This is a genomic window from Ruegeria sp. CG1, from assembly GCF_056537265.1.
In genome coordinates this window covers 54,365-81,000 of record NZ_JBQFRF010000010.1, presented here as the reverse complement: position 1 = coordinate 81,000, position 26,636 = coordinate 54,365, and the positions used below count along the sequence as shown (strand labels likewise).

Sequence of the window (26,636 nt, the reverse complement as noted above, 5' to 3'; positions counted from 1 at the left end):
AGTGACTTCCGAGTTGCGGACAAAACAGCTATTTGGTGCAGCCTATCGGATGTTCACTTTCAGCGCTTCACGATCAATTAAATAGGGAAGCCGCGCTTGGGCAACTGATACTTTGTCTAGTTGCAACGTACCGTGGATTATCTGGGCCTGTGTATTTGCGCGCGCCAGTTCCCGGCCGTCGGGGGTTGCGATAAAGCTTTGACCCAGAAAGGACATGCCATGTTCGCTGCCAGCGCTGTTCGCATACGCAAGAAAGACTCCGTTTTCATAAGCGCGCGTCGGGATCATGCGTTGTGCTACCCATTCCCACTGAGCGCCAAGGGCGGTAGGCACCAGGACAAGCTCAGCCCCCATTGAGGCCACATGCCGCGCGGTTTCCGGGAATTCGGCGTCATAGCAAATTAGTGTTGCTATTAGCACACCGCGATAAGTGAAAAGCGCGCACCCTCTACCGGGTGTGAAATGATCCCCTTCGAAACCCGGCGGAATGGCTAGTTTGCGGTGACCGCCCAAACGAGCGCCGTCCGGCCCAATGCATTGCGACGCATTGAAGATCACCTCTCCTTCAATTTCGGGGAACCCATAGTGGATTGCGACACCGTGGGTTTTGGCAAGTGCTGCAACAGCTTGGGCAATGGGACCGTTAGCAGGTTCGGCGCGCGCGGCGACTTGGTCACCAATATTGTAGCCACTGGCAAAAAGCTCGGGCAGGACCAATAGGTCGGCATCTTCGGCAGCGACCGAGGGCATCACGCCCGACAACCAATCCAGACGATCCTTCACCGTGGCCAATTCTGCTGGCGATTGCCCAACAGCAAGTCGAAACAAGCGGCTCATCTTTAGCTGTCCGTGACCAGCAATGTGCGGGGGTATTCCGTGATGTAGTCAAATCCCGTCTCGGTCACCACAACAGAATCTCCAATGCGCCCGGCAGTCACCCCATCGACCGAGATGCCTCCATCAACCGCAAAGGTCATGCCAGGCTGCAGGATGGTGGTGTCACCGGCCTTCAACTCTGGTGCCTCAAGATAGGCCACACCAATCGACCGCCCAGTTCGATAGCCAGTTTCATACCCACGTTCGGCGTAAACCTCGTTTGCTGCAGCGGCCACGTCCTGTGCTTCGACACCAGGTCGGATGGCGGCGATTGCTGCCTGTTGGGCATCAATGGCGGCTTGTTGCACGCGGGCGGCATCGTCGCGCACTTCGCCAATATGGAACATCCGGTCAAAACCTAGTTTGTATTGCTTGAATTGCGCCATGTTGCAAAAGCAGAAATAAACCGGATCAGCGCGCTGATACTGGCGGACCGAGGCACGGCGGTGCACCATGGATGTGTCTTTGCCGCTTTGCAGGATTTGCAGGTTGTGAATCATTGGCGATACGAACCTGTCCCAGCCCTTGTCCGTCAGAAATGTCGCCGCTTTGCGCGACCCGGCCTCGATCACGGCCAGTGCGCTTTCATATTCCTGTGCCCCCTCTTGCAGGCTGGAATGCGCGGCTTTCATCATTGCGCCTGCAATTTGGCCTGCCTCTTTCATCACTTGAATTTCAAACGGCGTTTTGATCATCCGCATAGCGCCCAGGACCGGCGAGATGTCCTTGACCGACACACCGGGATAGGTTTCATCCAGGTGGTTGCGCACAATTGCCGGAATGCTTCTTCGCTCCACCCAGATCTCTTCCGGCTTGTCGCCCAAAGCACCCGCAAGGGCCCGTCCCCAAGTGCGCTGCCCCATGTCTTCCCATGTGCGTACATCTTCGACCCAAGTCATCGCAGCGACCATTTCACTTTCCATTAATGGCGTGATCACGATGGGTGCCTCATCGGCATTTATGACCAACATGGTTGGGCGGCCAAATTCGATACCCAAATAGCCCCAGAATCCTGAGAGATAAGCGATTGAGCTTTCATCTGTGAAAACCGCGCGTTGGATACCCAGGTCCTTCATCCGGGCCTGAAGGGTGAAGGTGCGGGTTTTGGCTTCTTCGAGCATTTGTATTTCCTCGATTGGGGGCCGGAGAGACATCTCAAACGCTTAAGCTGTACACAGGTGGTGAGTCAAATCCAATTATTTACCGGATATTGTCAAAAAATCGGTGTTGATGTATGCACCTTAAGTAAAGGAGATCTGTATGCCCTTCCCTCGGAAAGCCATCGCAACAGAACCCAAAAGTACGGCCGAAGCCATCCAGACCGAAATTCTAAAACGGATTTGTTTTCTGGATTACCCACCAGGCAAACAACTGAAAGAGGCTGAATTGGCTGCTGAATTTGGCGTCAGCAGAACTCCGATACGCGATGCGATCAGCCGGATCAGTCATCTGGGCCTTGTGGAAACCCGTAATGGTGTGGGCACGGTCGTGGTTGCGCTGTCGGCCACGCAAATCCGTCATGTCTACGACATGCGGCTGGAGCTTGCGCCGCTGATCGGCACCATTTCCCCCCGCAGCATCACCGAGTTAGATTGCGAGATCGGGCAGGAATTGCTGCAGGAGGCGAAAGCGTTGTGCAATGCTTTCGATTCCAGGAAATATATTGAGATCAATCATCGCCTGCATGAGCTGATCACCGGCCTGATCGGCAATGGTACGTTAAGGTCATTTTGGTGGCAGACCTATTGTCAGGCAGCCAGCACGTGGTACCTGGTCAGCAACCAAAGAGACTCGGAAATGGCACTGGCGCTGGTCGCGGAACTTAATGAGATCAACGCCGCGCTTGACTTAGGCGATGTCACTGCCATCGGGTTTATCCAGCGAACCCATATCGGATATGGGTATCAACGGATCAAAACCCACATGCTATCGACCAAATCAGAGTGAAGCACCCTGCTGCATTGCCTATGTCATGATCCAGCGATCAAAAGACGGATTTGTCGCTTACAGCGTATAGCGGTCAAATACTCGGAGTGCTGCATCCGGTGCATTGGGCTCTATCCGACCCACCGCTGCGCCGCGAACGCAGGTCCGCTCAGGATTGGCGAACGGCAAGAGCCGCCCGCCAACGTGGATCAAATGTCGATTTGCTCGGCAATGCTCAGCGCATCTTCGAGTTCGACACCAAGGTACCGTACTGTGCTGTCTACCTTGGTGTGACCGAGCAAAAGTTGAACCGCTCTGAGATTTCCGGTTTTGCGGTAAATCTCAGCTGCTTTGGTCCGGCGCAGCGAATGGGTGCCGTATCCACTGGGTTCTAGCCCAATCGCGGCCACCCAACCCCTCACAAGCCGACCATATTGGCGCGTTGAGATATGCGGGCGGTCATGAAACCTGCTGGGAAACATGAAACGGCAGCCGAGCATCTCCGGTGACTTGATCCATGCGGCAATGGTATCCCGCGTGTTTTCAGAGAGTTCGAACTGAACGGGCCGCTTGGTTTTGCTCTGGATCACGGACACCCTTTCGCGAACGCGATCGTCCCTCACAAGGTCAGCGACGGCCAGTTTGACCAAATCGCATCCGCGAAGCTTGCTATCTATTGCCACGTTGAACAGTGCTAGATCGCGCAGGTTGCCCGCCAGTTCGAGCCGCGCGCGGATCGCCCAGACCTGTTTCGGCAACAGTGGTCGTTTCTGGCCGATGATCCGGCCCTTGTTCCAGGCTCTTCGTTTCGGGGTAACAGCGGGAAGTTGGACTCTTGACATAGTTTGCTCTCCAATCCTCCCGCCAATCCCAGACATCAGCACAGCGCTGACGCCTCAGTTTACTGGTGGCTTGAATGGCCGTTGTCAGGTTGCGTGTTCTTTGGGAAACGCCGCGGATGCATTGGGCTGGTCTGAGCCCAAAGCAGACGGTCGCAATCGTTAAAAGTTAGTACCAAAGCCCGCGGCGATTGAAACCTGTCAAACGAGAAGCCGTAGTCTGTCTGGGTTTGTTGCAGAATGGCTATCCACCGATCATTGCGGCGACGATCAAGAGCACTCCGTCTGTTCCGCCTTCCGATCTGGCCATTGCTACCAGCATGATGCCGACGATGAAGAGCAGAGCCGTACCAAACCGGAACAGTTCTTCGCGGTTTAGACGAACTGCTTTTTCTACTCTGTCAGTTCTCAACATTTTTGGTCCATCGGACTCATGTAGCAAGTCAGTTCAAACAGTTGGGCAAGTAGAGTTCCTACGCCATGATTTGAATCAATGAGACATGCACGTTGCAGTAGTAGAAACATCGAGGTCAGAAAGCACGCAGGTTTGGGATGTAGTATCTGTTGAAAATCTTGGCGCTGCAGGAGAGTTGGTCGAGGTTAGCGTGCGATCTTCCTGTAGGTCGAAATTCGCGCCATTCGGTGTTTTTCGATCCAAAAAATTTGGACTAATTGAATGATCAAGTACTACCTACTGGTCGCAATTGGCGCGCTACTAATTGCCTTCTGGGTAAGTCCTGACGCGCAGGTGGTTGCAGCTGGGATCGCTATCTTTTTGTTTGGCATGCTTATGCTTGAAGACGGCTTCAAGCTGCTTGGAGGCGGAACACTAGAACGAATGCTACAGCGGGCGACAAAATCCGTTTCGCGATCTCTATTATTCGGTTTCGTCTCTACTGCGTTGTTGCAGTCCAGCTCACTGGTTTCGGTCATAACGATTTCATTTTTAAGTGCTGACCTCATTTCTCTGGTCGGTGGGGTGGGGATAATCTTTGGGGCCAATATCGGAACGACGACGGGTGCGTGGTTGGTTGCCGGGCTAGGATTGAAGGTGAATATCGCAACCTATGCCATGCCAATTATCGGCCTTAGCATAATCCTTGTGTTTCAGAAGCCGAAGGTGCTCCGTGGGATTGGTTACGCCCTTGGCGGACTGGGTTTTCTGTTCCTAGGCATTCATTACATGAAAGAGGGTTTCGACGCGTTCAAGGACCAGGTCGATCTAATGCGATTTGCTTTGTCGGGATTTTGGGGGCTGGTGGTCTATTGTTTGTTGGGGACTGCCGCAACCGTGATTATGCAGTCGAGCCACGCGACAATGGTGCTTACTCTCACTGCGCTTGCCGCTTCACAAATTAGCTATGAAAACGCGCTGGCTCTCGCGATCGGGGCTAATATTGGAACCACGATTACGGCGATTATTGGCTCGATCAGCGCCAATTTTCAGGGCAAGCGACTGGCATTGGCGCACCTGATCTTCAATACAATAACTGCGGCGGTAGCTTTGGTTTTCATAGTCCCGCTACGTGAGATGGTTGACCTGATCAGTGGTGCCGTGGGTATCGGTGCGGAAGATTTTGCTCTGAAGTTGGCAGTGTTCCATACTATCTTTAACGTGCTCGGCGTCTTGCTCATGTTACCATTGATGCGGGGACTGATCTCCTTTCTAGAACGCAGTATTATCGAACCAATCCCGGATGTTAGTCAACCGCGTTACCTGAACGATGCGGCCGATGATTTCCCACAAACTCTTGAGATTGCACTTCGAAAGGAGGTCATGCACCTATACGAAAACGCGATGACGTTGATCTTGCATGGCCTGAATCTGCATAGGAAGGATGTGCTTAGCGCGAACAGCGTTGCAGAGGTGGTTCGAAGCAGTCGAACACCTACCGACATGGATATTGAGGAAAGCTATCGGCGCAAGATCAAGACACTCTATTCCGCCATTGTCGAATTCTCGACGCGCGTTGGGGAAAAACGTGTCGAACCAGATGTAGCGGAACGAGTTTATGCCCTGAGAGATGTCGCTGGCGACATCGTTCAAGCGGTTAAGTCGGTCAAACACCTGCGAAAGAATATCTTGCGTCACACTGTACGGTTTTCCGGGAGTGCAACCGAACTGTATGATGACCTCCGTACTGAAATTGCCAGAATACTCATTGAGATTCAAAAACTTGAAGACGCAGAACCGGGTGAGCGTAGTGCGCTCTGGCTTGATCAGGAACGTGCGCAAATAGAAGAAGATGCTCGGACCGCTGCGCGCCGTGTAGAACAGCTCATTCGAAAAAACCAACTCACTCCCGATGCCGCAACTTCATTTCTCAACGACTCGGATTATGCCTATAGCGCGATGCGTAAGCTGATCGAAGCAGCGAGAACCTTTTACATCGAACGAGACAGCGCCATGGCCGAAGTCGAACGTTTGTTGGCTTTAGAAGAAGAAGAACTCGGTGAGTATAAGATTGAAACCGATGCGCTCTCTTAGGAAGAAGAATCCGAAAAACATCACAGTAAAGTCGTAGAAAGCAAATAGCATGCTGAAATTGTGCGACGATCTGCGGGGGGTATTAAGATGGGATTGAAAAAACTTGCCGAAAAAATGGTCGAGTACAACTCGCGTCTTGAGGCAGGCAAAGCGAAGAAAATTAAATCCAGCCATGTTCAGAAGGTACTCAAAAAGCTGCGCAAGAAGGTGGCAGATCTTGAAGCCGAAATTCATTTGGAGAAAAATTCTGACAGGAAAGCCAGACTGGTTCGAAAACTCGGAACAGCGCACGAGAGTGTCAAACGGGCTGAGTGGCTGTTGAGCGAAATTGACTAATACTCTGGTTCAGGCTTTAGAAATTTGAGGACTCGTGACGAGTGCCTTCGTGGCCATTTTGAACCTGATGCCAACACACCTAAGCAACTGGAGTGCCCGATTTGATTTGGACCACCGTTATGTCTGAGAAACGGAGGACCGAGAATGGCTAACAATAGACATAAGCCGGAAGAAATAGTTCAGAAGCTGCGGCAAGTTGATGTGCTTGTCGGCCAGGGAATTATGCGTGTAGATGCGATCCGCGAGGTTTGCATTTGGTGGCGAAATCCAATCTTTGGCGCGGTGTTTGAGACAGACCAACAAATCGCGGTGGCTTTGCCCAATGGGCAACGAATGATGGTAGGCCTGCCGTTGGCGAATTTGCTCACCTTTCTTGAATCGATCCAGTCTGAATAGTCACTGACCAATCTGCTCATCCGTGTCAGCCGTTCGTCTGATTGACATGAGAGTCAACGGCGGCCCCAACACCTCGAAGGCCACAGTACTGACTAGAGTAAAAGCCATGATCGACGCGGCCCAATGTGGAAATTGCTCTCCGGCGACAAGGGCCATTCCTACCGCGACACCGGCCTGTGGTAACAAAGCTGGACCGTACCAGCAGGTCTGACGGCTAGGCAGGCCGCCAAGTCTCGCTCCGCAATAACCCCCGACGAGGCGGGCGACAGCGCGCAAGAATAGGAAAAGAGCACCAGCCCAGCCCATCAAGCCGAAGGCTTCAATATCCAACGTGGCGCCAGCCAACAGGAAGAACAGGATCATGAATGGCCACTGAATGTGCTCGATCTCATGGAAAGCACGCTCGTGATGGCGGGCAAGATTCCCGATAACTGCGCCCGCAACCATGCCTGCTACCAAGAATGAAACCTCCAGCCAAAGCGCGAGGCCCGCTGTAAGAAAGACTATGCCCACTGCTTCTGCCTGCATTGGCTCTCCCGGTTTCAAGCGACCGGTCAGGTAAGCGGATGGCACGCCTAGTGCAGAACCCAACAAAATAGCCCCTCCGAAATCCCACATCGCTGTGGTCGTGATGGTAGCCCAACCGTCCGAATGACCGGCCAGAACCAATGCGACGCTGAAAACGATCAGTCCCCAAGCGTCATCAATTGCGACTATGCCCTTTAATGTCTCGGTGAAGCTGTTGGACACCCCAGATTGTTTTATCACGTCTGTCATGGCGGCCGGAGCTGTAGCCGTAGCAATTGCCGCCAGCACCAGCGCCAACCCGAAGGGCACGCCAATAGCGGCCAGTCCAGCAGAAACAATAACAAGGGTTGCAACCACGATTGAAATCGAAATCGTCAGAATGGCTCGGCCATGCCGAACCAGATTCTCGCGGGTCAATGATCCTCCAAGAAGAAATGCGACCATCGTCAATGCCACGATGGATACCTCATCGAACCACATTGCAACGTCGAGTGGGATCAACCCCATTCCGGCATTCCCTGCGATCAAGCCAAGGAAAAGCAAGGTGGTAACACGAGGAAGATGCGTGGCCCGGCCGAGTTGGTCGGCCGCCAATCCGGCAAGGAAGAGCACACCAAGGGTAATCAGAAAGCCGGCAATGTGCATAGAAAACCAAGCGTTAAGTTCTTGTCTAGACTACTCTAACCCCAACCCTGCCTGCTAGGAACCGATGACGGAGAAAATGCGAGTGTCCCGTCGCAGCTTAGGCCAAAGATCCCTAAAAAAAGGGATATTGATCTGTATTAAGGCGAAAGCGCGCTGCACTTGAAACAATAACTCATTCAGGAAATGAAGAGAAACTTTCGATGCCGACAAAGGAATCTAACACAAATATTCCGACGTCACTTTTGGATGTTTTCAAACAAATGCAGCCGCCCATGTCTGGCAATCCGGCCTTCGATGCCCAGATCGAACAATTTTGGTACGCATAGGAAAATTGCTCGAAGAAACAGAGGCCTTTGCGCAGGTCACAACCAGCTTCGCACCGCTCATGGTCAGACGGTCCTGAATAGCCTTGGGCCCAAAGGCTGTGAACAATGGCTGATAGGCCGCGCCAGCCCGGAGGGCGCCGAGAACAACTGTCACGAGATCCGGGGTGCGTGGCAATAGACCCGCCACGATGTCGCCGGGTTGGATGCTTTGTTCCTTCAGCAAGTTGGCGAAACGCGCGGCTTCATCGCGCAACTCCATAAAGTTGCGAGTCTCATAATGCCCGTCCAATGCAATCCAGTTCAAAGCCAGGGGATTGCCCTGCAAATGGGCGTCACAACATTCGACGCATGCATTGATCCCGTCGCTGAAACTACCGGAAAAGACAGACTTTGCGATGTTCAGATCAAAGTTTTCCACCGCTTTGGAATAGTCTCGAGGAGTACCAGAGTCAGAATTCGATTCCATCAAAACACATTCCTCCAAATGCAGCCCTTCAGTTACCTTGCACTCAAATGGGTCGAATTTCCACGTTGGAGATTACGCGAACGTAAGTGCACCAAGAGCGGTCCATTAGTCCCCTACCAAAGCTAGGTTTGGGTTCGAGAGGCCGACCTCGGCTGCGGTGCCGCATCCACAACACCTCCGTCCTGATACCCTGCGCGGTCCCCCCAAAGGCGACATCCATCGCACTTTGAGTTACTGCATTGCAGCTTTCTTAAATGGGATGTGTTAAAAAACCAGCCCTCGCGGCACATTGCCTGAACTAACAAGGAGCGGGCAGTGCGGACTTTCGCAAGTGCAAGAAAATCCTCATGCCATCATGCTCTTAGGCGCGACTGATCCGTGCGTATGAAAGGAAACTAACACCGTCACGGCGAGGAGTGTTGCCGTCGATAGCCGCTCGGCGTTTGACCTGTCCATCGTTTGACTGCGCGGGAAAGAGTTTCCTGATTTGCATAGCCAAGCTCGCGCGATAACTGATTCAGAGAAACGCTTGGCTCTTCAAGCAGGCGACTAAGAGAAGTCTCAGCGCGAACCCTATCTACAATCTGCTCAAGATTTGTGTTTTCCTCAGAAAGTAGACGTCTGAAGCTGCGTGCGCTGGTACCTGCAGCAGCGGCCAAGCTGTCCAAGCTTGGCGGCGCCTTTCCAAGCATGCTTTCGACAAGCGCACCAGCCTGATCGGCCAGCGACTGGCTCTCGCGCAATACACGCAGGTTTGTATCGTCTTTTTTGACGGCCAGGCTGCGTACTTCTTCCGGGAACTCGGCCTCGGCCACGTCCTGATCAATTTTTACATTCAGCGTGCGGTTTTTCGCGGGCATCACTCGATCCCCGAGCCAAGGTTTCAAATGAGACAAACCTTCGTCTGGGTGGGGTACAAGTTCGACACGCGAAACAGCTGGTGTATTGTTTGTCGCCACAGAGCAAATCATGTCAACCAACGCCGCCACATATTGCTGGACGTAGTGCAGAACTTCCTGCTCGCCCACCTCCAAGATCCAGCCATCCGTGATTTGAATTGAATTCGGCCCATCAACAACCATGAAGATTTCATGTGTGGAATGGGTTTGCATCTTTTGCGATACCCGGCGAAACCCATGGCGTACAGTTGGCCCAGCGAAGGCCGCGGCACCAATCAAGCCGATCTCGAATCCGCCGCGCCCGTCTACGATCCTTCGTGGGGTGTCAGCACCTTCCTGCCTCGAAAGTTCCACCAAAAAACGAACGGTGCCGCGCAGTGGAATTGGCAGGTAAGGGTCATTATCTGGAACCCACTCCAGCCCCGCCTTCGCCAGCAAACCGTCAACGTCAAGATGATTGTCATGCGCCCATCGCCGCATTGGATAAATGGACGCGGCGCGAATGAGTGGAATGGATGATGGCATAAGAGTAGTCTCCAGCTTCTCGTCGAATTTTGGCCACTGAAGTCAAATTTAGACCAGTATTTTGATCCAAATCAATATAGGATCACTCCGCTTCAGGATGCTTGTTCAATACCCAAGCTCGGCAAAATCCGGTGGGGACGCTACCTGCCGCCAAGATTTTTCCGACTTTCAGGATGCGCAGCAGATCGAAGGGAAGAAACAGAGTATGACACATCGAAATCTAGCACTGGCTGTAGCAATAGCTTCTATGTCTTGCGTGAGCCTGAGTGCCCATGCACAGACCGAAGCCCCGCTAGGATCGCCGGGTGCCACAACCACAATTGACGGCAGACAACTACCTCCGCCACCGTCTGAGTTTGGCGGCAAAATTGAACCTCAAGCGCTCAAGTCAACCGAGTACTGGCCACCGCGCGTGGTACCGCCGGAGGGGGCACCCAACGTTCTGCTTATCATCCTTGATGACGCAGGGTTTGGCGTTCCAAGCACCTTCGGTGGGGTAATCCCGACGGATACGATGGACGAACTTGCTGCAGCAGGGCTGAGCTTCACCAATATCCACTCGACCGCTTTGTGCTCGCCCACACGAGCGGCTTTGATCACAGGTCGCAATCACCATTCAGTCGGCTTTGGTGTCATTTCCGAACAGTCCACCGGCTACCCCGGTTATAACAGCATCATACCTGAAAATAAGGCTACCATCGGCCGGATACTATCAGACAACGGCTACGCAACTTCGTGGTTTGGTAAAGATCACAACACGCCGTCTTTCGCCGCCAGCCAGGCGGGACCATTCGACAAATGGCCCACAGGCCTCGGGTTTGAGTATTTCTATGGCTTTGTTGGCGGAGACGCGAACCAATGGCAACCAAATCTCTTCCGCAACACGACCCAGATTTACCCCTATGACGGAAATCCGGAATGGAACATGATCACGGGTATGGCGGATGATGCGATCCAGCATATTTCACGTCTGACCCAAATCGAACCCAATAAGCCGTTCTTCGTGAAATACGCGCCTGGTGCAACGCACGCCCCGCACCACCCGACCAAGGAATGGGTGGAGAAGATTGAGGCGATGAACCTCTTTGACGACGGCTATGAGGCGCTGCGCCAGACGATATTCGAAAACCAGAAGAAGCTGGGGCTTGTCCCTCAGGATGCGACCTTGACTCCATGGCCCGCTGACAAGATCAAGCCATGGGATCAACTGAGCGATGACGAGAAAAAACTGTTCGTCAAGCAGGTTGAGGTCTTTGCCGCCTATGCGGCCTACACTGACCATGAGATTGGCCGCGTTGTCGATGCTATCGACGATCTGGGACGGTTGGAGAACACGCTGGTCATTTACATCAACGGTGACAACGGGACATCCGCCGAGGGTGGTCCCATGGGAACGCCGAACGAGGTTGCCTGGTTCAACGGTATCTCGGCCATGCCTGCCAAGACCCAACTTCAATGGTATGATGTTTGGGGCACTGAAGAGACGTACAACCACATGTCCGCAGGCTGGTCATGGGCTTTTGACACGCCGTTCGATTACTTCAAGCAAAATGCCAACCGGCTGGGTGGCGTGCGTCAGAACATGGTCGTATCATGGCCCAAAGGGATTACCGACAAAGGCGGGATGCGCGATCAGTTCCTGCACGTGATCGATGTCGTCCCGACCCTTCTCGAAGTGACCGGTATCGCTGAACCGCTCGAGGTGGACGGCATCGTTCAGTCACCAATTGAAGGCACAAGCTTTGCCTATACCTTCGACAAGGCGAATGCGGACGCGCCAAGTCGTCACCGTACGCAGTACTTTGAGATGATGGGCCAATGGGCGCTGTATCACGAAGGCTGGTTCCTGAGCACCAAGGTCAACCGGATGCCATGGGAAACCCCCAAGACACCCAACCCCGACCCGCTGAACAATCAGGAGTTCGAACTCTATGATCTCAGAACGGACATGAACCAGCAAAAGAACGTGGCCAAGGATCATCCGGAGAAGGTGGAAGAACTGAAAGCGATCTTCATCGAGGAAGCCAAAAAATACCAGGTTTTCCCGCTGGATGCCTCTGTGACGTCGCGCCTCGCCAAGCCGCGACCCAGCATCACCGCAGGCCGCACCGAGTTTGTCTATACGCAACCCATGATCGGTGTGCCTCAGGGCGACTCTCCCAGTATCTTGAATTCGTCTTATACGTTCACGGCCGAGATCGAGGTGCCTGAAGGCGGCGCGGAGGGTATGATCGTGACTTCTGGCGGCAGGTTCGCGGGCTACGGGTTCTACCTCAAGGACGGCAAACCGACCTTCACTTGGAACATGCTCAATCTTAAGCGCATCCAGTGGCAGGGTAACGACGCTTTGACACCAGGTAAACATACCGTCGAGTTCGATTTCAAATATGACGGATTGGGTGACGGAACGCTGGCCTATGGCGACGCCAGTGGCATCGGACAGAGTGGAACCGGCACCCTGAGCGTGGATGGCAAGGTAGTTTCAACCAAGAAGATGAAAAACACCATCCCGGTCATTCTGCAATGGGATGAATCGTTCGACATCGGGCAGGATACGCTAACAGGTGTCTACGACAACGACTACAAACCGCCGTTCAACCTGACTGCAAAGCTGGACAAACTGACGTTGAAAATCGAACGGCCGGAACTCTCGGACGCCGATAAGAAACGGTTGGAAGACGCAATGCATCGCGCGAGCGACTAACCCCTTAACAGGGCTCTGTTTCCGACGGGGTCCTGTCAATGATGAATTCCGTGGAGGATGTTATGCAGGATCACCCGAAAAAACATGAGACCATCACAACCCGACGCCAGCTTTGCATTGGTGAGGCACCGCTGCTGGCCGCCACGGTCGCTCTCCAATAAAAGCAGAACACACCTCAGACGGCGAGGCAGATTTTCTATTTCTCCAGAAAGCCAGGGGCATGACGTATTTAGCCCGCGAAAGGCAGCGCACTTACCGGCGTGCAATGATGTACTAGCGACGCAGCGCTTGCTGCATTTTTTGAAGAGAGGGGGATACTGAATTGGCAAAACCAAGCACCTTGTACTGGTGGCTGGTTGGGTTTGGCTCGGCCGTCCTCGTAGTGGCAGAGGTCGTGTTTGGCGGCATCCTGCTTCATGGCGAAACAAAGCAGATCACCTCGACAACCCGCGTTCTTTTGTTCCTGCTGAGCGGCAGCTTGTTGTCGCTCGCCATGCTCGCTGTGCTGCGCCACTACCTGTTGACCAGCAATGCCCGGCAGGAAACCACCGACCCTGATCATGCGCCTTTGTCACGCGGTCTCAGTGTTATCCCCTTAGTGCGGGCAATCCTTATCACCTTTACCGTCATCATTGCGATCCTTGTCGCCCTTGCAGAGCTTGGGGTCAAAATTGCACCGATGTTGGCAGGGGCAGGCATTGTCGGGATCGTATTGGGAATGGGGGCACAGAGCCTCCTGAAGGATATTCTAGCGGGCATTTTCTTTGTGATAGACGATGCCTTTCGGCTGGGAGAATATGTAGAGATCGGCGAGACACGCGGCACCGTCGAAAAGATTTCTCTGAGATCGATGCAAATCAGGCACCACCGGGGGGCGCTGCAAACGCTCCCCTACGGCACCATTCAATCGGTCAAGAACCTCAGCCGGGACTGGGTCATCTCAAAGCTTGAGTTTCAGGTCCCGCATGACACGGACATCCTCAAAGTTAAGAAAGTCATCAAGGCGCTGTCCAGGCAAATCGAAGAGGATGAGTATTTTGGTCCGCAAATGCTCTCTCCTGTTAAGTTTCAAGGTATCTACGGCGTCGATCTCTACGGGCTGACCGTACGTGTCAAATTCACAACCCTGCCTGGCGAACAGTTTCTCATCCGCCGCGAAGTCTACAGGCTGGTTCAGCAAGGCTTTGCAAACAACGGTATCGAGTTTGCTGAACGTACTGTAAAAGTGGATCGTTCAGACGATGTTATTGCCACCGCGGACGACACCGAGGCACCGCGTGTATCGGCCTCTGGCTGACGGCTGACGTACTGGCGCGACTAATCAATTGTTTTTAGCGCTTCAAAAAAGGACATGGCCATGCGCAGTTTGACTGTATTGGTTGTCGTTGCCGCCGCAATGATCAGCGGCTGCGGTGAACGCGGAACATTGGCCCTGTTGCCAAATGCTGCAACGCCGGCACGCGAAAGGACGATCCTTGTCGCGGCCTCCCGGGCGCATGCACCCGCGCCAGATTTCTTTACTGAAACCCGTTCCGATCAGACCAATTATTCCAAACTTGTCATCTCGATACCGCCAGCGCGGGAAATCGGGGAAGTGAGGTACCCTAAAGGACAAGATGTTGATCCGCACACGCAGTTCCTGGTCTCTTCTGCCGTGCGGTTGAAAGGCAAACAGGCATTTGTGCGGGCCATAAATGAAGAGGTCGGCAAACGCGCCGTCGATGACCGTCAAGGATTTGTTTTCGTCCATGGGTTCAATACCAATTCAGCCGAAGCTGTCATACGCGCAACCGCCCTCGCAGAAGATACCGGACGCGAAGGGGTCGAAATCGTGTATTCGTGGCCGTCTGCTGGCCGCGTGTTGAAATACCTTGATGACCGTGAAAGCGCATTGTTTGCCCGTGGATCATTCAAGGAGACCCTCGCCGCCATGTCAGAGTCGCGTCTAACGAACTATCTGGTGGTTGCCCACTCCATGGGAAATTTCGTGGCCATGGACTCCATGCGTGAATTGGCTCAGCAAAATCAAATATCGGTTTTGCGGAAAATCCGGGCTCTTATCCTGATATCTGCGGACCTCGACATAGATGTTTTCCGCACGCAGGCACAACCTGTCCTGGCGCAAGGTATACCCATCATCTTGCTGACAACAAATGATGATCTGGCGCTTAGCCTCTCAGCAAAACTTCGGCGTCAGGGAGATAGGGTCGGTGATATCAAATCCGTGTCTGAGCTTGGTGGTCTGAAGGTTGCCGTATTTGACTTGACCAACATTAAGTCCAGTGACCCGCTGAAGCATTTCAAGATCGGCTCATCTCCGGAAATATTGAAATTCCTCAAGTCACTGCATCAGTCTGGAGGCGGAGTCATCAGCACCGACGCAACGGGACGCATAATTACCGTCGACGCAGAAAAACTTGAAGCTGAGACGGGCATCGTTTTAACGCAGTAATCAATATGCCGGTGCGCGTTCATCGCGTTATTTCTGCACGTGCTTGATTTCTTCGCTGCAAGCGCCAAACTCAACTCTTTAAAATAACCGCTTTGTCCGGCGGTCTCAATGGATCGACGCAACACTTCACTTTGAGAGTAAAGATGGAGTGTTGGAATGGCGTATCGACGTCGGATCTATTTTACAGAGAAACAAAAGGCGGACATCGAAATATCAAAAAGCCGATGGACGTTCCAAGTTGATGTTAGGGATTTGGTTTTTCCAACTTCCAGATGAGATTAGCTTTTACCGTCGCCCACTCGGACTTAATAATGGAATACACAGCGGTGTCCCGGATTGTTCCGTTTGCCATGATCATGTTTGACCTGAGGATACCATCAAGTTTTGCTCCAAGCCTTTCGATGGCTCTGCGGCTTTTAGAATTGATGAAGTGGGTTCTGAACTCGACACAAATACAGTCAAGTTCCTCAAATGCTTGCTGCAATAGCAGTAACTTACATTCCGTATTCAGCGGAGTTCTTTGTGCCGACTGTCGATACCAAGTTGAACCAATTTCAAGCCTACGATTTGAGGCATCAATATTCATGTAGGTCGTCATGCCAACGGCGCGACCTGTAGAGTTCTCGATTACCGCAAAAGGAAGCATCGAGCCGTTTTCACGTAAAGATAGACGGCGTTCGATTTCTGCGTGAATACCCTCCGGCTTGGGGATCATGGTATACCAAAGGCGATGAAGTTGCCCATCGGCTGCGGCTTCAGCGAGGTCATCATGATGAAGCTGTGAGAGAGGTTCGACCGTAACATGCAGCCCCTCGATTGAAAAAGGTTCCGGCCAATTTAACATGGCAAATGCTCCCTGAATCGGTAGTGATATTTGCAGTACAATCTGTGTGTTTGCATGGCAATCAAAACGGCGCCCTAGCATTCATCAGATGGCTGACTAGCCAGTCCACCCAGTCTCGCGCCGGGTATCCCGCAAAGGTCTGCATTGGGCTCGGGGACTAAGCCGCTCTCGCGGCATTTGCGCTTGTGGCTGCTGTATCGATCTGACCTACAGGGAGCGCGTTTTGCGATGTGACGGATCTGCCTGACGATTGAGTTTTCTCAATTGGACAGGAGGTTTCCATGACACAGGAGAAGATGAGCCGGCTGCGTGCGCGGATGATCGAGGACATGCGTATTCGCGGGTTGGCGGAAACAACGCAGAAAGCGCACATCCGTGCACTCAAGCACTTCACAGCCTTTCTCGGGCGCTCACCGGACACGGCGACGCCGGACGATTTGCGCGGCTATCAGCTTCACATGACAGATACCGAGGTCACGCCGTCGGTCTACAACGCCCGGGTCGCTGCGCTTCGGTTCTTTTTCGGCAAGACCTGCGATCGGGAGGATATGAAGAAGTATATCCAGTTCCGCACCGAACCGCGGAAGCTGCCGATTGTGCTGAGCTTCGAGGAGGTTGCGGCGGTTCTGGCGTCGGCCCCGGGGCCAGGTCTCAAATACCGGGCGGCGCTCGGCATTGGTTACGGTGCGGGATTGCGCGCCTCCGAGGTCACCAATCTGAAGGTTCGGGACATCGACAGCAATCGGATGCTGATCCATGTCGAACGTGGCAAAGGCGGCAAGGATCGTGACGTGATGCTGTCACCGTCGTTGTTGGCGCTGCTGCGCGACTATTGGCGCGAGGCCCGCCCGCAGGGCTGGCTGTTCCCGGGACAGAGCAGGGTCGAGCCTCTGTCTCCGCGATCGCTCATGCCGCGTCTATCGACGTTTATTGACGAATTTCCCAATATCGAATTGAGGATCGATTCAACGATCCAGGCTGTCGACCTCAAGCCGGGCGGAATTGATATGGCCATCCGATACGGAACAGGTCACTGGCAAGGGCTTGTCTCGCAGATGCTGCTGCCAGGCTGTCTGACGGTTGTTGCGTCCCGCGAACTAATCGGAAACCGGGTGCTCACGACTCCTGCAGAATTGCTTGATTTCACGCTTCTTCAGGAACAAGCGTCAGTCGAGTTTGACCTGTGGTTAGAAAAAGTCGGAATTCCGACCGACGCCGACCGGAGAGTTGTCCGCGTGCCGGGCAATATGCTGCTGGATGGCATCCGTCGCGGTGATGGTATCGGGGCGACGGTACCGGCTTTTGTTTCTGACGAGTTGAAGTCGGGACAACTCGTGGCGCTGTTCGACGATCCAATACCGCAGATCGGCTACTACCTTGTCACGTTGCCGGGCCCGGTTCGACCAGCGGCAAAACTGTTCATGCGGTGGCTCTCGAAATCAATTACCGAATATGAGAAAAGCCTTTTCCGATGGACGCCCTCTCACTTGCTGTAGGCAGTAAAGAGCACCGACTACAGTCAAATTGGGTCTGACATACCGTATACGACTGTGCGTACAGGGCGCGAATTGGCGCCGGATATGATCATGTTCCCGCAACTTGGCGTTCATAATCCACACCATCATACCAACCAAGCGATTTGGTGACGTTCAGGTTGTCGTCTAAGTCCCATTCTTCCCAGCCCGAGAAACGAACACGGTTGCCAGTCTCTTTATGATGGCCTTCGAAAGTCCACGCATAGACCATATGGTGATCGGCGACGAGAACCGCGTCGAGGCTTAGAACGAGGTCAGGGAAGTCAGCCATAAATCCCGCCGCCATATCGCCAATCTCCGCCTGGCTCTCCATTGGGTCGCCACCGTTCATTATCATGATTGTATGTTCAGCATATCTTCCGGCGACATCGCCGGGCGCCCGGTTTGTCCAAGCAGCGCAATGATCTTGAGCTAAGCGGCGGGCGGTTTGTACATCAGGTGTCATCTATATCTACATGTCCTAAAAATCGCGAAAATACATGGTTGCAGAAACGTTAGTCGGGTCTCTGAAAGCAATCAAGTTTGCTTACCGGCGCTTCTCAACGATGGCAGGTTTGTTTGCCTCACGGCCATCCGCTCGTTGAAATTGCTGCGCTTTGAACGAACGGCAGTTCTCGGAAAGCCGATGGGTGAACTGTGAGAGATATCGAATGTCGGCTGTGGGCCGCCAGTGAAGGCGGCCCGAACTTTTCAGATTTCAACCGCTTCTGCGATCGCTAGAGCATCCTCGAGTTCGACGCCGAGGTAACGAACTGTGCTGTCCATCTTCGTGTGGCCCAGCAACAGTTGAAAAGCGCGCAGGTTGCCTGTTTTTTTGTAGATTTGCGTCACCTTCGTCCGCCGCATCGAATGCGTACCATAGGCACTGGCCTCCAGACCAATCGACGTGACCCAGTCGCGAACTATCCGGGCATACTGGCGGGTCGAGATATGCAAGCGCTCATGAAAGCGACCCGGCCAAAGATACTCTGAACCGATCATAAGTTTGTCTTCCATCCATTTCTCGACAGATGCGCGGGTGCCCTCAGAAATTTCAAAGCGCACTGGCTTTTGCGTTTTGCTTTGCAGTACCGACGCCCGCTCCTTGATCTGGCCGGATGACATGACATCGACAACTTTCATCTTGACCAGATCACAACCGCGCAGCTTGCTATCGATGGCCATGTTGAACAAGGCTAGATCGCGGTGATTTTCCGCAAGCTCAAGCCTGACCCGAATGGCCCATACATGCTTGGGTTTCAATGGGCGCTTCTGTCCGACGATGCGGCCCTTGTTCCAGGCCGGGCGAAGCGCACGAATAGCAGGTAAGTTGGGTGTTGGTTCCATGGCTGATCCTCTTATCCGCCACACGCCACCAAATCGTCAGTCCGCTGACGTGAAAGAATACCACATGCGGGGATATTGAAAAATACCGAATATTGGTATAGATGGCTGGTAGGAGGTAACTGATGGCCAAAAACACTTCGATGTCCCTCGGGGACCACTTTGCGGGGTTTATCGAAACTCAGGTGAGCAATGGACGCTACGGATCGGCCAGCGATGTCGTCCGGGCTGGACTGAGGCTTCTCGAGGAGCACGAGGCCAAGGTTCAGGCCCTAAAGGAAGCCTTGATTGCCGGCGAAAATTCGGGGAAACCCCGATCGTTTGACCGTGAGGCATTTCAAGCTCGAATGCGTCAGAAGAACAGCAACTGATGTCGCTGACTTATATGCTGTCGCCGATGGCGGAAGCAGACCTCGAAGACATTTGGGCCTACACTGCGGAAACATGGTCCGCCGATCAGGCTGAGATCTACACCAACGATATAATCAATGTGTTTGAGGAACTCGCAGAAGGCCAAAAGAAAGGCAGAGCAGTCGAAGTCCGAGAGCGCTATCTAAAGGCGCTGGTCGGTCGCCATGCGATCTATTTTCAAGTCCGAGGGGAAGTGATCGCAATCATCAGAATTCTGCATCAAAGCATGGATGTCGAACGGCATTTGTAGCCACGACGAACGTCCGCAATTTGGGCTGCACGCGCGGCAATTGAAGACTATCGTCAAAGGCGGCTCTGGGCCCATAGTGCCGGATGCAGCGATGCGCATGAGTGTCGGCTAATGGAACAATTAGTTAAGCCACGGCCTCAATCCGTATACCGTCAATGAGTTGGCTATCTGTGAACAATCCTTCAAGTGCTGCCGTAAGCTTTTCCAGATCATTTCGCACATCTATTTTCTTGAATAATTTTCGTATAACCGGCTTATCCGGAACAATGAATATGCGATGCTCGACCCGTCCCTCGATGTCTTCACCTGCATTTGAGCAACACACGGCAAGGGTATATTTTCCTTCATGTTCCAGTTCCATCCAGTGACCTAAATCCTCCTGACAGCGAAACCTCACTGAGTATCCACGCTGTGAAAGCCCGTCTTCCAGAAAGTCCGCAAGCTCCAAAGCGAATACGCCGGGATTAATGAAATCTTCATGCGATTCATCAAGTTCACCCGGTGTTGCAGCAAATGCCGATGACGTAATCAGAAAGTGAGCATTCACGAATTTTCTCCTAGTTGAACGCCCGGCTACACGCCCCGATCTCGGTCGGCAATAATATGGAACCGAACTCGTTTGGACACTCGCCGTCGGATTATTGTCGCCCGATTGAATCAATGATCGGCAAAATTTTTGTCCTCCTTGTCCCACTCAATCCGCGGGTCCACAGTGCTGCGCTTTTCCGAACCATTCAATTCGGTCCAGATATAGACTGTCTCCTCGTCGATCGTTTCACAACGCACGCTGCGAAATCTGCGCAGCTTCCGGAAGCTGTCCCAGACGAATAGCAGGCCAAGGAAGGGCATCGCGGTAAAGATGAATTTACCGATTTGTTCGTATTTTTGGTATTCTGGCCCCGGATCGAAATCAAAGAACAGCACAAAGAGTGCCGCAGGTACTGTCCAGATGATGCTGAAAACCAATGTGTGCATACTGTGCGCCGGTAATCTTGCGCTGCTCTCGAGCTGCAGCTCTCCCATTCGACAGTCCCAAAAAAACTTGGCCATTTTGTGACACTGCTTCTTGTCCCGGGCGAATGCGATCTTTGAGATTGATCAGTCGCGGGGCCAACCCCGATCGTCGTTCGTATCAATTCAGATTTGGCAGTGGCTGCGCTGTCCGCGCGAACAGGATTTTGCAGTGTTTAAGCAAGAGCAGACTTTGCACTGCAAACTCCAAAGGTCCGATTTAGTCTTCGCGCTTACACTTCACATGGCGGAACTGAATTTCCGGAATGCGCCGGAAAGCGCCAGTAGGTCCAAACCAGGCGAAGGTCCGGAAAGTCTAAAGATTTTTTGAAGCGGGCCAGTGCGTTAGGTTTGTGTCGAGCGGTGTGGCCCGCGTTGACAAATCTGACAAGGTGGAAGCCGCGGGAAGTAGGCGCTGTGCTATGGGAAAAGCGCAGGAAGCGATCTCAGATATCGGTTCGAGTTTGGCGGGTTTTTCGGAGCCTGGAGGTTCTGTGTCGGAGTCTTTGGGATGGGATCGGGCACGTTTGTCGGCCTTGCTGGGTTGGCTTGGCTTTCGTTGCGGCGCATTTCTGGCATTGAGCAAAAGCCTTCCTTTGACCGGCGCGGCGAGCATCGGGCTGGGGTACGAGCAAAGGACGGGCGGTTCATCATGCGGCCTGCTTTCTTGGTGGCGCTCGGGTTTGGGGGATTTGGCCACGCCGGAAGGTCTCAATGAAGCGCATCTGTCCGCCACACTCGGGGCATGGTTCACGCAATGTGAGGGGTGATGCCGCTTCATCCGATGGTTGGTCTGGTTCCGCCGATTTGATGTCTCCAAGTAGCGCTCGGATCCGGGTGACTTTTTCTTTGCGCCCCGCACCTGCCAAGAAGCCGTAGTGGCGGATGCGATGGAACCGATCCGGCAGGACGTGCATGACCCCCATGTGTGAAGGACGCTGGTCAAACCGACACGAGCGCCGAGGCATTTGGGGTCGGCGGCGATTGTCATAACCGTTTGAGCGGACGCTTTGAACAACAGCCCGTAGACCGCCCGCTTGTTCCAAAGCGCAATCCGCGCAATCTGTGCTGGTAAGGTGAAGACGACATGGAAGTACTCGACTGGCAACAGGTCCTCGGCGCGGGCCGCCATCCAGTCGCGCGCCGCTGGTGCCTGACATTTTGGACAGTGCCGGTTCTTGCAACTATTGTAGGCAATATGCTGGTGGTTGCACTTGGTGCAGGCGGCCACATGCCCGCCAAGCGCCTCTGTTCGGCAGGCCTCAATCGCTGACATCACTCTGTGCTGGCTCAGGCTGACCGCATGCGCCTGCCGATAGGCAGGACCATGTGTTCGAAAGATGTCAGCAACCTCCAGCTTCGGGCGCGGCAACGCCCGTGCCGGTCACTCCGCCCTTCGGCCCTGCAGCTGCGCCAGCAGCTCGTAGGGGCTGTCGGTGTCGCGGATCAGCTTGGTCGCCACATGGGTGTATTGCGCGGTGGTGCTGAGCTTGGCGTGACCGAGCAAAACCTGGATCACGCGCACGTCGGTTCCCGCCTCAAGCAGATGCGTTGCAAAGCTGTGGCGCAAACTATGCAGCGTGCTGCGCGGCTTCTTGATCCCGGCCAAGTGCTTCGCCGCGCTGAAGGCGCGATGCAATTGCCGCGGCGACAGCGGGTTGATCCGGCCTTACCGGGGAAAAGCCAGCCGTCAGGCCGGGCCTCACGCCAATAGTCACGCAGAAGTTCCAGAAGCCCAGGCGACAGCATCACCTTGCGATCCTTGCTACCCTTGCCTCGCTCGACATGAATGAGCATCCGGTCGCTGTCGATATCAGAGACCTTGAGATTGCAAACCTCAGACGCGCGCAGACCGGTGCCATATGAAATACTGAGCGCCGCGCGATACTTCAGCCCCGGCCCCGGCGCAACCCTGAGGATCTCGAACACCTCTTCGGCGCTGAAGACGACCGGGAGCTTCCGTGGCTCCGTGCGAAAATGCATGCAGTCCTTCATCTCCGGGCGCTTGCACGTCGTCTCGAAGAAAAACCGCAACCCGACAAGCCGCGCATTGTAAGTTGATGGCGTGACGTTCGTGTCAACCATGTGCAGTTGATAGGCGCGCAAGTCTTCGGGCGTCGCAGTGTCCGGCGATCGCCCAAGGAACTCCGCAAGATATCGAACCGCTCGGATGTGGGCCTTCTGCGAGCCATCGCCCAGTCCTTTGATCCGCATATCTTCGATCATTCGCGCGCGCAGCGGTGTGGTCTTGGTGTCCGTCATGGGACCCTCCTGTCTGTTGATTGAGAGCCCCAATCGTCAGACAGACACGTCCATTCCCAAAATCCCGACGCTCAGATTACAGCGCCCCCCTCGCCGCAAGCGCCCATGCCGCGCGAGCGGCTTCGTCCTTGTCCCGCAAAGCGGGACTTGCACAAGTATTACGGAGCGACCGCTTTCGGCATAAGCTGACATTCAAGTCCACGAAATCGGTTCTTCTGTGTAAGATGTCTGTTTTCAACGAGACCGGACGTTCGGCAAAATTGGGCCAACTTCCGGTATGCGGACTTTACCGCCGATCGAAATCGATGGCGAAGGGTCCGCTCTTTGCGCATTGCCGCCGCTCAGGAGCCCACAGTGTCGCAAGCGCAGCAGGGTTTTCGACCGTCGAGAACGCCCTCCGTTGCCATTTCGACGGACAAAAATGAATGGCAGCGTTCCTCATCAAAACAATTTGAACAGTGCCTTTGGGAAGGCCCATTTGGGACTAGAAACTCACGTGAGCACCGAGCCGATACCGTTCCAACCCTGCCAGAGTACAAATACTGAAAGCGCTGCTGTTATCATCGCCGGCACTCCATCTCTCCAGGTGTCGAATATCAGATGGCAGAGAATGGCGCCGACGGATGTTGCCAAGAGCGCTGCCGCCCCAAGTGGACCCAGCCAAGGCCCCTGAATCCAGATGCAGACAGCGCCGAATAATTCGATAAGGCCCACCATGAACATGACCTGCCGGTTGAGGCCGTAGCTTTCGAACATGGCGAGTTGTGTTTCGAACACTTTCGTCTGCCAGCCTGTCAGTTTGATTGAACTTGCCAGAAGGAAGAACGCCGACAGGAGCGCAATGACTATCGTTAAGGTCATTGTTCTGGGTCTTTGTGTGAGCGTTTGAAGGCCTGTGGGGATTGACCTGTCCATCTGCGGAAAGCCCGTGAGAATGCAGTCGGATCGGAAAACCCCAGTTGCTGGGCGGCGTCTCTGACCGAGCAGGCTTCCACACCCAACAGTTCAATGGCTTTCTCCCGCTTCAGGCGTGCAATGACCTTGGAGGTTGTTTCGCCACGTTCGGACAGGCGCGCATTCAATGTGTTGGGGTGTAACCCCACTAGCCGTGCCGCCTGCTCTGCTGTGAAGGTCGGTTCAGACAGCCGTGATCGCACGATGTCTTCGAAGCCGGTCAGAAAGTCGATTGGTGCAGCAAGCTCAACATCATTCGGGTGATAATCGGATACATTCTCCAGAACCTCGTCTGGGAGGCGGTGGTTCAACCAGGTGGACGGGAAGCGAATGGAAAAGCCACGCTCGTCAGACGGGACGCCTGTTACCCCAAAAAAATGCCTCGGCAAGACGTCGGGGTCGGCAAGCTGTAGTATCACTTTGTGCGGATCCCAACGGAAATCGAGCACCCGGTGCAGCAGGGAAATCCAAATACCAATCATGAACCCGTCAGCTTGAGCTGGTGATACTGACGAGCGAAAATGCCGCCGGGCCGCAAAGTAGGCATGTTCGTCTTCAACGATCAGAGATTGAGTGACTGCATTTGACTCTTTTGAGACGATCTGAGTGAAGCGCGTGAAAAAATCTCCCAGCGTCAATGCTTCTGCCAGATCCCGCCCTTTCGGGAGGAAGCGCTTAAGGTCAACAGACTGGCCAACCCGAGCGCAAAAGTCCGATCCTTCGGCTGCAGCCGCGGCACTGAACGCTGCATACACGGTCTCATGCGACAGGAAATGTTCAGGTGTGATCGTTTTGGCCGCTTCAAAACCCAAATCCTGAAAGACTTCTTCGGGATCCGACCCCAGGTTTCTCAACGCGGTAGTGACCGGGGACAGCACGGTCGCCCGAACCAACGGAAGATCAGATTGTCTGGGCGTTTTTCGATTTCCGAACATGTTTACTCCCTTCAGCCGGAATCGTGACATCGTCACGGTGAGGTTTCCAGAAAAATGCGCAAGAACCTGACCAGACCCTAACCAAAAAAATTTTCCCCTTAGGGCATGGTCAGGCATGCGCCGAGAAAACTCGCCATACTCGGCAAGTGAAGTGGCGAATCCACATCGCTTGCAATTTCACGGAGATGTCATGATCACAGATATCACACGAGCCTGTACCGCCGTCACATTGGGTGCGATGACGCTTTCCGCAAGTGTCGCTCTTGCACAGCAGGAACCGCCGTCGGTCACCTTGTTCAAGAACGTTATGATCTTTGATGGAACCACGGACGGGCTTCAGGATCTCGACGTGCTTGTTGTTGGAAACAAAATCCACACCGTCGCGGAAGACATACCGGAATCAGGCACATGGGAAGTTGAAGCTGGCCAAGATGGCCCCCTGTATTCTCAAATACATAGCGGTGGCACTGGGTATACCTTTGTCGTGGAAGGCGAAGAGGGCACCAAAACCGTCAAGCTGTCGCCCAATGTCATCGACGGCGGGGGACGAACCTTGATGCCGGGCATGATTGATAGCCATACCCACTTTAACCTCTCGATGGATGGCGGGCGTCCGGGCATGGAAATGGCGCGGTGGGATTATATGGCGGGACACGCCTCCTCTGCAGCACTGGAGTGGTTTTACGATGGCTTCACGACAGTGCGTGATATGGGGGGCATGGCCGATGGATTGCGACGGGTCATAGACAAAGGCCTCATGGAAGGACCTCGCATCTACAGCGCCGCCGGGATGATCAGTCAAAGTGCCGGTCATGGGGATCTCAGGTTTAAAAGCCAGACCAACCCCCTCCAAAGCAGCACGTGGCGAAATGGTATCTATCACATTGCCAACAGTCCCAATGAAGTCCGCACAGCGGTTCGCGAGAATTTCAATGCGGGCGCAACCCACATGAAAATCATGATGGCGGGCGGTGTGGCCAGCAACAAGGGTCCCTTTGAAGCATCTCAGTACACCGACGCTGAAATCACTGCGGCGGTGGAAGAAGCCGCGACGCGCGGAACCTACGTAGCGGCCCACCTTTATCTCGATGAAGCTATACGCCGTGCGCTCGATTTGGGTGTCATGTCGATTGAACACGGTCAATTCCTGCAAGAAGACACAGCCATGTTGATGAAGGAAAAGGGCGCCTTCATTTCTCCGTATATTGCGGCCGTTATGAGCGAGGATATTCTGACCCATCCGGTCTACGGAAACCCGGCAACCTTCGAATATGAGCGGACGCTCATGATGAAAGAAGGGACCGCCAACTTCGCCGAAGTCATCAAGAAAGTGCAGCCGAATATCGTATTTTCCATCGACATCGTCAGCACCAACGGTATGGCGGCGCGGCATCACAGGGACCACGAAAAATGGATCTTCGCGGACACTTTCGGCAACTATGAAACTCTGAAAGCAATGACTTCTACCGGCGGCAAGCTTGCAGCGTTGACCGGAGGCAGCAACCCTTATCCCGCTCCTCTAGGGGTCATCGAGGAAGGGGCATATGCCGACATCCTGTTGATCGACGGCAATCCGCTGGAGGACATCACGGTTCTGGGTGGAAATCCTTCATGGTTCAACGCAGAACCGCGTCCGCGTGGCATCGAGACTATCAACCTCATCATGAAAGACGGCGTGATCTACAAGAACACGCTGGACGACTGA

General features: G+C 53.9%; 29 protein-coding genes and 2 pseudogenes. 14 read left to right on the top strand and 17 right to left on the bottom strand.

The window, feature by feature from the left end; genetic code table 11:
- Positions 1 to 42: 42 nt before the first annotated feature.
- Together ACR0AU_RS20255 and ACR0AU_RS20250 are read right to left on the bottom strand one after the other, a co-directional pair.
- Positions 43 to 837, bottom strand: a complete 795-nt coding sequence (locus ACR0AU_RS20255) for a carbon-nitrogen hydrolase family protein (protein ID WP_170514549.1) — start codon at positions 835 to 837, stop codon at positions 43 to 45.
- A gap of 2 nt (positions 838 to 839) precedes the next feature.
- A complete protein-coding gene (locus ACR0AU_RS20250) occupies positions 840 to 1,997 on the bottom strand; it encodes a M24 family metallopeptidase (protein ID WP_170514552.1) in 1,158 nt (385 codons plus the stop codon).
- Positions 1,998 to 2,136: 139 nt separating this feature from the next.
- Here ACR0AU_RS20250 and ACR0AU_RS20245 point away from each other — a divergent pair, with 139 nt between their 5' ends.
- Positions 2,137 to 2,823, top strand: coding sequence for a GntR family transcriptional regulator (locus ACR0AU_RS20245; RefSeq protein WP_170514555.1), 687 nt, complete (start codon positions 2,137 to 2,139; stop codon positions 2,821 to 2,823).
- A gap of 188 nt (positions 2,824 to 3,011) precedes the next feature.
- On the opposite strand, the gene ACR0AU_RS20240 is transcribed toward ACR0AU_RS20245, so the two are convergent.
- Both ACR0AU_RS20240 and ACR0AU_RS20235 read right to left on the bottom strand, forming a co-directional pair.
- A complete protein-coding gene (locus tag ACR0AU_RS20240; RefSeq protein WP_170514558.1) occupies positions 3,012 to 3,644 on the bottom strand; it encodes a tyrosine-type recombinase/integrase in 633 nt (210 codons plus the stop codon).
- Positions 3,645 to 3,885: 241 nt separating this feature from the next.
- On the bottom strand, positions 3,886 to 4,056 hold the full coding sequence (locus ACR0AU_RS20235; RefSeq protein WP_170664628.1) for a hypothetical protein: 171 nt from the start codon (positions 4,054 to 4,056) through the stop codon (positions 3,886 to 3,888).
- Positions 4,057 to 4,317: 261 nt separating this feature from the next.
- Here ACR0AU_RS20235 and ACR0AU_RS20230 point away from each other — a divergent pair, with 261 nt between their 5' ends.
- The 3 genes from ACR0AU_RS20230 (at position 4,318) to ACR0AU_RS20220 (ending at position 6,861) form a co-directional block, all read left to right on the top strand.
- Complete coding sequence (locus ACR0AU_RS20230) at positions 4,318 to 6,129, top strand: Na/Pi symporter (RefSeq protein ID WP_170514564.1); 1,812 nt, start codon at positions 4,318 to 4,320, stop codon at positions 6,127 to 6,129.
- Positions 6,130 to 6,216: 87 nt separating this feature from the next.
- On the top strand, positions 6,217 to 6,465 hold the full coding sequence (locus ACR0AU_RS20225) for a hypothetical protein (protein WP_170514567.1): 249 nt from the start codon (positions 6,217 to 6,219) through the stop codon (positions 6,463 to 6,465).
- Positions 6,466 to 6,609: 144 nt separating this feature from the next.
- Positions 6,610 to 6,861 (top strand): hypothetical protein, encoded by a 252-nt coding sequence (locus ACR0AU_RS20220; RefSeq protein ID WP_170514254.1) that lies wholly within the window; start codon positions 6,610 to 6,612, stop codon positions 6,859 to 6,861.
- Here ACR0AU_RS20220 and ACR0AU_RS20215 read toward each other — a convergent pair whose 3' ends face one another.
- The 3 genes from ACR0AU_RS20215 to ACR0AU_RS20205 all read right to left on the bottom strand — a co-directional run bounded on the left by ACR0AU_RS20215 (position 6,862) and on the right by ACR0AU_RS20205 (position 9,908).
- Positions 6,862 to 8,034 (bottom strand): cation:proton antiporter domain-containing protein, encoded by a 1,173-nt coding sequence (locus ACR0AU_RS20215; RefSeq protein WP_170514570.1) that lies wholly within the window; start codon positions 8,032 to 8,034, stop codon positions 6,862 to 6,864.
- Between the two features lie 252 nt (positions 8,035 to 8,286).
- Entirely contained in the window at positions 8,287 to 8,826 is a 540-nt protein-coding gene (locus ACR0AU_RS20210; RefSeq protein WP_170514573.1) for an AMP-binding protein, read from the bottom strand.
- Positions 8,827 to 9,230: 404 nt separating this feature from the next.
- The gene (locus ACR0AU_RS20205) at positions 9,231 to 9,908 is read right to left on the bottom strand and encodes a helix-turn-helix domain-containing protein (RefSeq protein WP_480796167.1); all 678 of its coding nucleotides are present in this window, start codon (positions 9,906 to 9,908) and stop codon (positions 9,231 to 9,233) included.
- A gap of 54 nt (positions 9,909 to 9,962) precedes the next feature.
- Here ACR0AU_RS20205 and ACR0AU_RS20200 point away from each other — a divergent pair, with 54 nt between their 5' ends.
- The 5 genes from ACR0AU_RS20200 to ACR0AU_RS20180 all read left to right on the top strand — a co-directional run bounded on the left by ACR0AU_RS20200 (position 9,963) and on the right by ACR0AU_RS20180 (position 15,406).
- On the top strand, positions 9,963 to 10,244 hold the full coding sequence (locus ACR0AU_RS20200; protein WP_480796166.1) for a hypothetical protein: 282 nt from the start codon (positions 9,963 to 9,965) through the stop codon (positions 10,242 to 10,244).
- Positions 10,245 to 10,455: 211 nt separating this feature from the next.
- Positions 10,456 to 12,954: an arylsulfatase gene (locus ACR0AU_RS20195; protein WP_170514577.1), complete on the top strand. Its 2,499-nt coding sequence runs from the start codon at positions 10,456 to 10,458 to the stop codon at positions 12,952 to 12,954.
- 38 nt (positions 12,955 to 12,992) lie between these two features.
- Entirely contained in the window at positions 12,993 to 13,115 is a 123-nt protein-coding gene (locus ACR0AU_RS20190; RefSeq protein ID WP_480796165.1) for a hypothetical protein, read from the top strand.
- Between the two features lie 161 nt (positions 13,116 to 13,276).
- The gene (locus tag ACR0AU_RS20185; protein WP_170514579.1) at positions 13,277 to 14,251 is read left to right on the top strand and encodes a mechanosensitive ion channel family protein; all 975 of its coding nucleotides are present in this window, start codon (positions 13,277 to 13,279) and stop codon (positions 14,249 to 14,251) included.
- Between the two features lie 54 nt (positions 14,252 to 14,305).
- The gene (locus ACR0AU_RS20180) at positions 14,306 to 15,406 is read left to right on the top strand and encodes an alpha/beta hydrolase (RefSeq protein ID WP_480796164.1); all 1,101 of its coding nucleotides are present in this window, start codon (positions 14,306 to 14,308) and stop codon (positions 15,404 to 15,406) included.
- A 244-nt stretch (positions 15,407 to 15,650) separates the two neighbouring features.
- On the opposite strand, the gene ACR0AU_RS20175 is transcribed toward ACR0AU_RS20180, so the two are convergent.
- Positions 15,651 to 16,250 (bottom strand): GNAT family N-acetyltransferase, encoded by a 600-nt coding sequence (locus tag ACR0AU_RS20175; protein WP_170514585.1) that lies wholly within the window; start codon positions 16,248 to 16,250, stop codon positions 15,651 to 15,653.
- Positions 16,251 to 16,531: 281 nt separating this feature from the next.
- Here ACR0AU_RS20175 and ACR0AU_RS20170 point away from each other — a divergent pair, with 281 nt between their 5' ends.
- Positions 16,532 to 17,746, top strand: a complete 1,215-nt coding sequence (locus tag ACR0AU_RS20170; protein WP_170514588.1) for a LysR substrate-binding domain-containing protein — start codon at positions 16,532 to 16,534, stop codon at positions 17,744 to 17,746.
- 88 nt (positions 17,747 to 17,834) lie between these two features.
- Here the strand turns inward: ACR0AU_RS20170 and ACR0AU_RS20165 are convergent, their stop codons facing one another.
- Both ACR0AU_RS20165 and ACR0AU_RS20160 read right to left on the bottom strand, forming a co-directional pair.
- The gene (locus ACR0AU_RS20165; RefSeq protein ID WP_170514590.1) at positions 17,835 to 18,230 is read right to left on the bottom strand and encodes a nuclear transport factor 2 family protein; all 396 of its coding nucleotides are present in this window, start codon (positions 18,228 to 18,230) and stop codon (positions 17,835 to 17,837) included.
- A 245-nt stretch (positions 18,231 to 18,475) separates the two neighbouring features.
- On the bottom strand, positions 18,476 to 19,111 hold the full coding sequence (locus ACR0AU_RS20160; RefSeq protein ID WP_170514594.1) for a tyrosine-type recombinase/integrase: 636 nt from the start codon (positions 19,109 to 19,111) through the stop codon (positions 18,476 to 18,478).
- A gap of 122 nt (positions 19,112 to 19,233) precedes the next feature.
- Here ACR0AU_RS20160 and ACR0AU_RS20155 point away from each other — a divergent pair, with 122 nt between their 5' ends.
- Both ACR0AU_RS20155 and ACR0AU_RS20150 read left to right on the top strand, forming a co-directional pair.
- Complete coding sequence (locus tag ACR0AU_RS20155; RefSeq protein ID WP_170514597.1) at positions 19,234 to 19,479, top strand: type II toxin-antitoxin system ParD family antitoxin; 246 nt, start codon at positions 19,234 to 19,236, stop codon at positions 19,477 to 19,479.
- The gene (locus tag ACR0AU_RS20150; RefSeq protein WP_170514600.1) at positions 19,479 to 19,769 is read left to right on the top strand and encodes a type II toxin-antitoxin system RelE/ParE family toxin; all 291 of its coding nucleotides are present in this window, start codon (positions 19,479 to 19,481) and stop codon (positions 19,767 to 19,769) included. Before ACR0AU_RS20155 ends, ACR0AU_RS20150 begins: the two co-directional genes overlap by 1 nt.
- A gap of 124 nt (positions 19,770 to 19,893) precedes the next feature.
- Here ACR0AU_RS20150 and ACR0AU_RS20145 read toward each other — a convergent pair whose 3' ends face one another.
- Both ACR0AU_RS20145 and ACR0AU_RS20140 read right to left on the bottom strand, forming a co-directional pair.
- Positions 19,894 to 20,316, bottom strand: a complete 423-nt coding sequence (locus tag ACR0AU_RS20145; protein WP_170514604.1) for a hypothetical protein — start codon at positions 20,314 to 20,316, stop codon at positions 19,894 to 19,896.
- Between the two features lie 110 nt (positions 20,317 to 20,426).
- Positions 20,427 to 20,792: a hypothetical protein gene (locus ACR0AU_RS20140; RefSeq protein WP_170514607.1), complete on the bottom strand. Its 366-nt coding sequence runs from the start codon at positions 20,790 to 20,792 to the stop codon at positions 20,427 to 20,429.
- 410 nt (positions 20,793 to 21,202) lie between these two features.
- Here ACR0AU_RS20140 and ACR0AU_RS20135 point away from each other — a divergent pair, with 410 nt between their 5' ends.
- Positions 21,203 to 21,550, top strand: coding sequence for a hypothetical protein (locus tag ACR0AU_RS20135; RefSeq protein WP_480796172.1), 348 nt, complete (start codon positions 21,203 to 21,205; stop codon positions 21,548 to 21,550).
- Here the strand turns inward: ACR0AU_RS20135 and ACR0AU_RS20130 are convergent.
- The 5 genes and pseudogenes from ACR0AU_RS20130 to ACR0AU_RS20110 all read right to left on the bottom strand — a co-directional run bounded on the left by ACR0AU_RS20130 (position 21,431) and on the right by ACR0AU_RS20110 (position 24,931).
- Positions 21,431 to 21,697, bottom strand: a complete 267-nt coding sequence (locus tag ACR0AU_RS20130) for a transposase (RefSeq protein WP_480796163.1) — start codon at positions 21,695 to 21,697, stop codon at positions 21,431 to 21,433. The genes ACR0AU_RS20135 and ACR0AU_RS20130 overlap by 120 nt on opposite strands.
- A 2-nt stretch (positions 21,698 to 21,699) precedes the next feature.
- Positions 21,700 to 22,152, bottom strand: a pseudogene (locus ACR0AU_RS20125) (IS91 family transposase); the annotation flags it as partial.
- A 12-nt stretch (positions 22,153 to 22,164) separates the two neighbouring features.
- Positions 22,165 to 23,042: pseudogene (locus ACR0AU_RS20120) on the bottom strand (tyrosine-type recombinase/integrase).
- A 492-nt stretch (positions 23,043 to 23,534) separates the two neighbouring features.
- Positions 23,535 to 23,903: a DoxX family protein gene (locus ACR0AU_RS20115; RefSeq protein WP_170514609.1), complete on the bottom strand. Its 369-nt coding sequence runs from the start codon at positions 23,901 to 23,903 to the stop codon at positions 23,535 to 23,537.
- Complete coding sequence (locus ACR0AU_RS20110) at positions 23,900 to 24,931, bottom strand: helix-turn-helix domain-containing protein (RefSeq protein WP_170514612.1); 1,032 nt, start codon at positions 24,929 to 24,931, stop codon at positions 23,900 to 23,902. The genes ACR0AU_RS20115 and ACR0AU_RS20110 overlap by 4 nt, the downstream gene beginning before the upstream one ends.
- A 190-nt stretch (positions 24,932 to 25,121) precedes the next feature.
- Here ACR0AU_RS20110 and ACR0AU_RS20105 point away from each other — a divergent pair, with 190 nt between their 5' ends.
- Positions 25,122 to 26,636 (top strand): amidohydrolase family protein, encoded by a 1,515-nt coding sequence (locus ACR0AU_RS20105; protein ID WP_170514615.1) that lies wholly within the window; start codon positions 25,122 to 25,124, stop codon positions 26,634 to 26,636.

Excerpts from the sequence above, each read along its gene's own strand:
- ACR0AU_RS20130 (WP_480796163.1), bottom strand. The coding sequence starts at position 21,697 with ATGCACGTCCTGCCGGATCGGTTCCATCGCATCCGCCACTACGGCTTC.
- ACR0AU_RS20150 (WP_170514600.1), top strand. The coding sequence starts at position 19,479 with ATGTCGCTGACTTATATGCTGTCGCCGATGGCGGAAGCAGACCTCGAA.
- ACR0AU_RS20190 (WP_480796165.1), top strand. The coding sequence starts at position 12,993 with ATGATGAATTCCGTGGAGGATGTTATGCAGGATCACCCGAAAAAACAT.
- ACR0AU_RS20170 (WP_170514588.1), top strand. The coding sequence starts at position 16,532 with ATGACACAGGAGAAGATGAGCCGGCTGCGTGCGCGGATGATCGAGGAC.
- ACR0AU_RS20255 (WP_170514549.1), bottom strand. The coding sequence starts at position 837 with ATGAGCCGCTTGTTTCGACTTGCTGTTGGGCAATCGCCAGCAGAATTG.
- ACR0AU_RS20200 (WP_480796166.1), top strand. The coding sequence starts at position 9,963 with ATGGCGTACAGTTGGCCCAGCGAAGGCCGCGGCACCAATCAAGCCGAT.
- ACR0AU_RS20215 (WP_170514570.1), bottom strand. The coding sequence starts at position 8,034 with ATGCACATTGCCGGCTTTCTGATTACCCTTGGTGTGCTCTTCCTTGCC.
- ACR0AU_RS20250 (WP_170514552.1), bottom strand. The coding sequence starts at position 1,997 with ATGCTCGAAGAAGCCAAAACCCGCACCTTCACCCTTCAGGCCCGGATG.
- ACR0AU_RS20105 (WP_170514615.1), top strand. The coding sequence starts at position 25,122 with ATGATCACAGATATCACACGAGCCTGTACCGCCGTCACATTGGGTGCG.
- ACR0AU_RS20110 (WP_170514612.1), bottom strand. The coding sequence starts at position 24,931 with ATGTTCGGAAATCGAAAAACGCCCAGACAATCTGATCTTCCGTTGGTT.
- ACR0AU_RS20180 (WP_480796164.1), top strand. The coding sequence starts at position 14,306 with ATGGCCATGCGCAGTTTGACTGTATTGGTTGTCGTTGCCGCCGCAATG.
- ACR0AU_RS20230 (WP_170514564.1), top strand. The coding sequence starts at position 4,318 with ATGATCAAGTACTACCTACTGGTCGCAATTGGCGCGCTACTAATTGCC.
- ACR0AU_RS20140 (WP_170514607.1), bottom strand. The coding sequence starts at position 20,792 with ATGGGAGAGCTGCAGCTCGAGAGCAGCGCAAGATTACCGGCGCACAGT.
- ACR0AU_RS20235 (WP_170664628.1), bottom strand. The coding sequence starts at position 4,056 with ATGTTGAGAACTGACAGAGTAGAAAAAGCAGTTCGTCTAAACCGCGAA.
- ACR0AU_RS20210 (WP_170514573.1), bottom strand. The coding sequence starts at position 8,826 with ATGGAATCGAATTCTGACTCTGGTACTCCTCGAGACTATTCCAAAGCG.
- ACR0AU_RS20175 (WP_170514585.1), bottom strand. The coding sequence starts at position 16,250 with ATGTTAAATTGGCCGGAACCTTTTTCAATCGAGGGGCTGCATGTTACG.
- ACR0AU_RS20115 (WP_170514609.1), bottom strand. The coding sequence starts at position 23,903 with ATGACCTTAACGATAGTCATTGCGCTCCTGTCGGCGTTCTTCCTTCTG.
- ACR0AU_RS20245 (WP_170514555.1), top strand. The coding sequence starts at position 2,137 with ATGCCCTTCCCTCGGAAAGCCATCGCAACAGAACCCAAAAGTACGGCC.
- ACR0AU_RS20195 (WP_170514577.1), top strand. The coding sequence starts at position 10,456 with ATGACACATCGAAATCTAGCACTGGCTGTAGCAATAGCTTCTATGTCT.
- ACR0AU_RS20240 (WP_170514558.1), bottom strand. The coding sequence starts at position 3,644 with ATGTCAAGAGTCCAACTTCCCGCTGTTACCCCGAAACGAAGAGCCTGG.
- ACR0AU_RS20155 (WP_170514597.1), top strand. The coding sequence starts at position 19,234 with ATGGCCAAAAACACTTCGATGTCCCTCGGGGACCACTTTGCGGGGTTT.
- ACR0AU_RS20225 (WP_170514567.1), top strand. The coding sequence starts at position 6,217 with ATGGGATTGAAAAAACTTGCCGAAAAAATGGTCGAGTACAACTCGCGT.
- ACR0AU_RS20220 (WP_170514254.1), top strand. The coding sequence starts at position 6,610 with ATGGCTAACAATAGACATAAGCCGGAAGAAATAGTTCAGAAGCTGCGG.
- ACR0AU_RS20165 (WP_170514590.1), bottom strand. The coding sequence starts at position 18,230 with ATGACACCTGATGTACAAACCGCCCGCCGCTTAGCTCAAGATCATTGC.
- ACR0AU_RS20160 (WP_170514594.1), bottom strand. The coding sequence starts at position 19,111 with ATGGAACCAACACCCAACTTACCTGCTATTCGTGCGCTTCGCCCGGCC.
- ACR0AU_RS20135 (WP_480796172.1), top strand. The coding sequence starts at position 21,203 with ATGGGAAAAGCGCAGGAAGCGATCTCAGATATCGGTTCGAGTTTGGCG.
- ACR0AU_RS20205 (WP_480796167.1), bottom strand. The coding sequence starts at position 9,908 with ATGGTTGTTGATGGGCCGAATTCAATTCAAATCACGGATGGCTGGATC.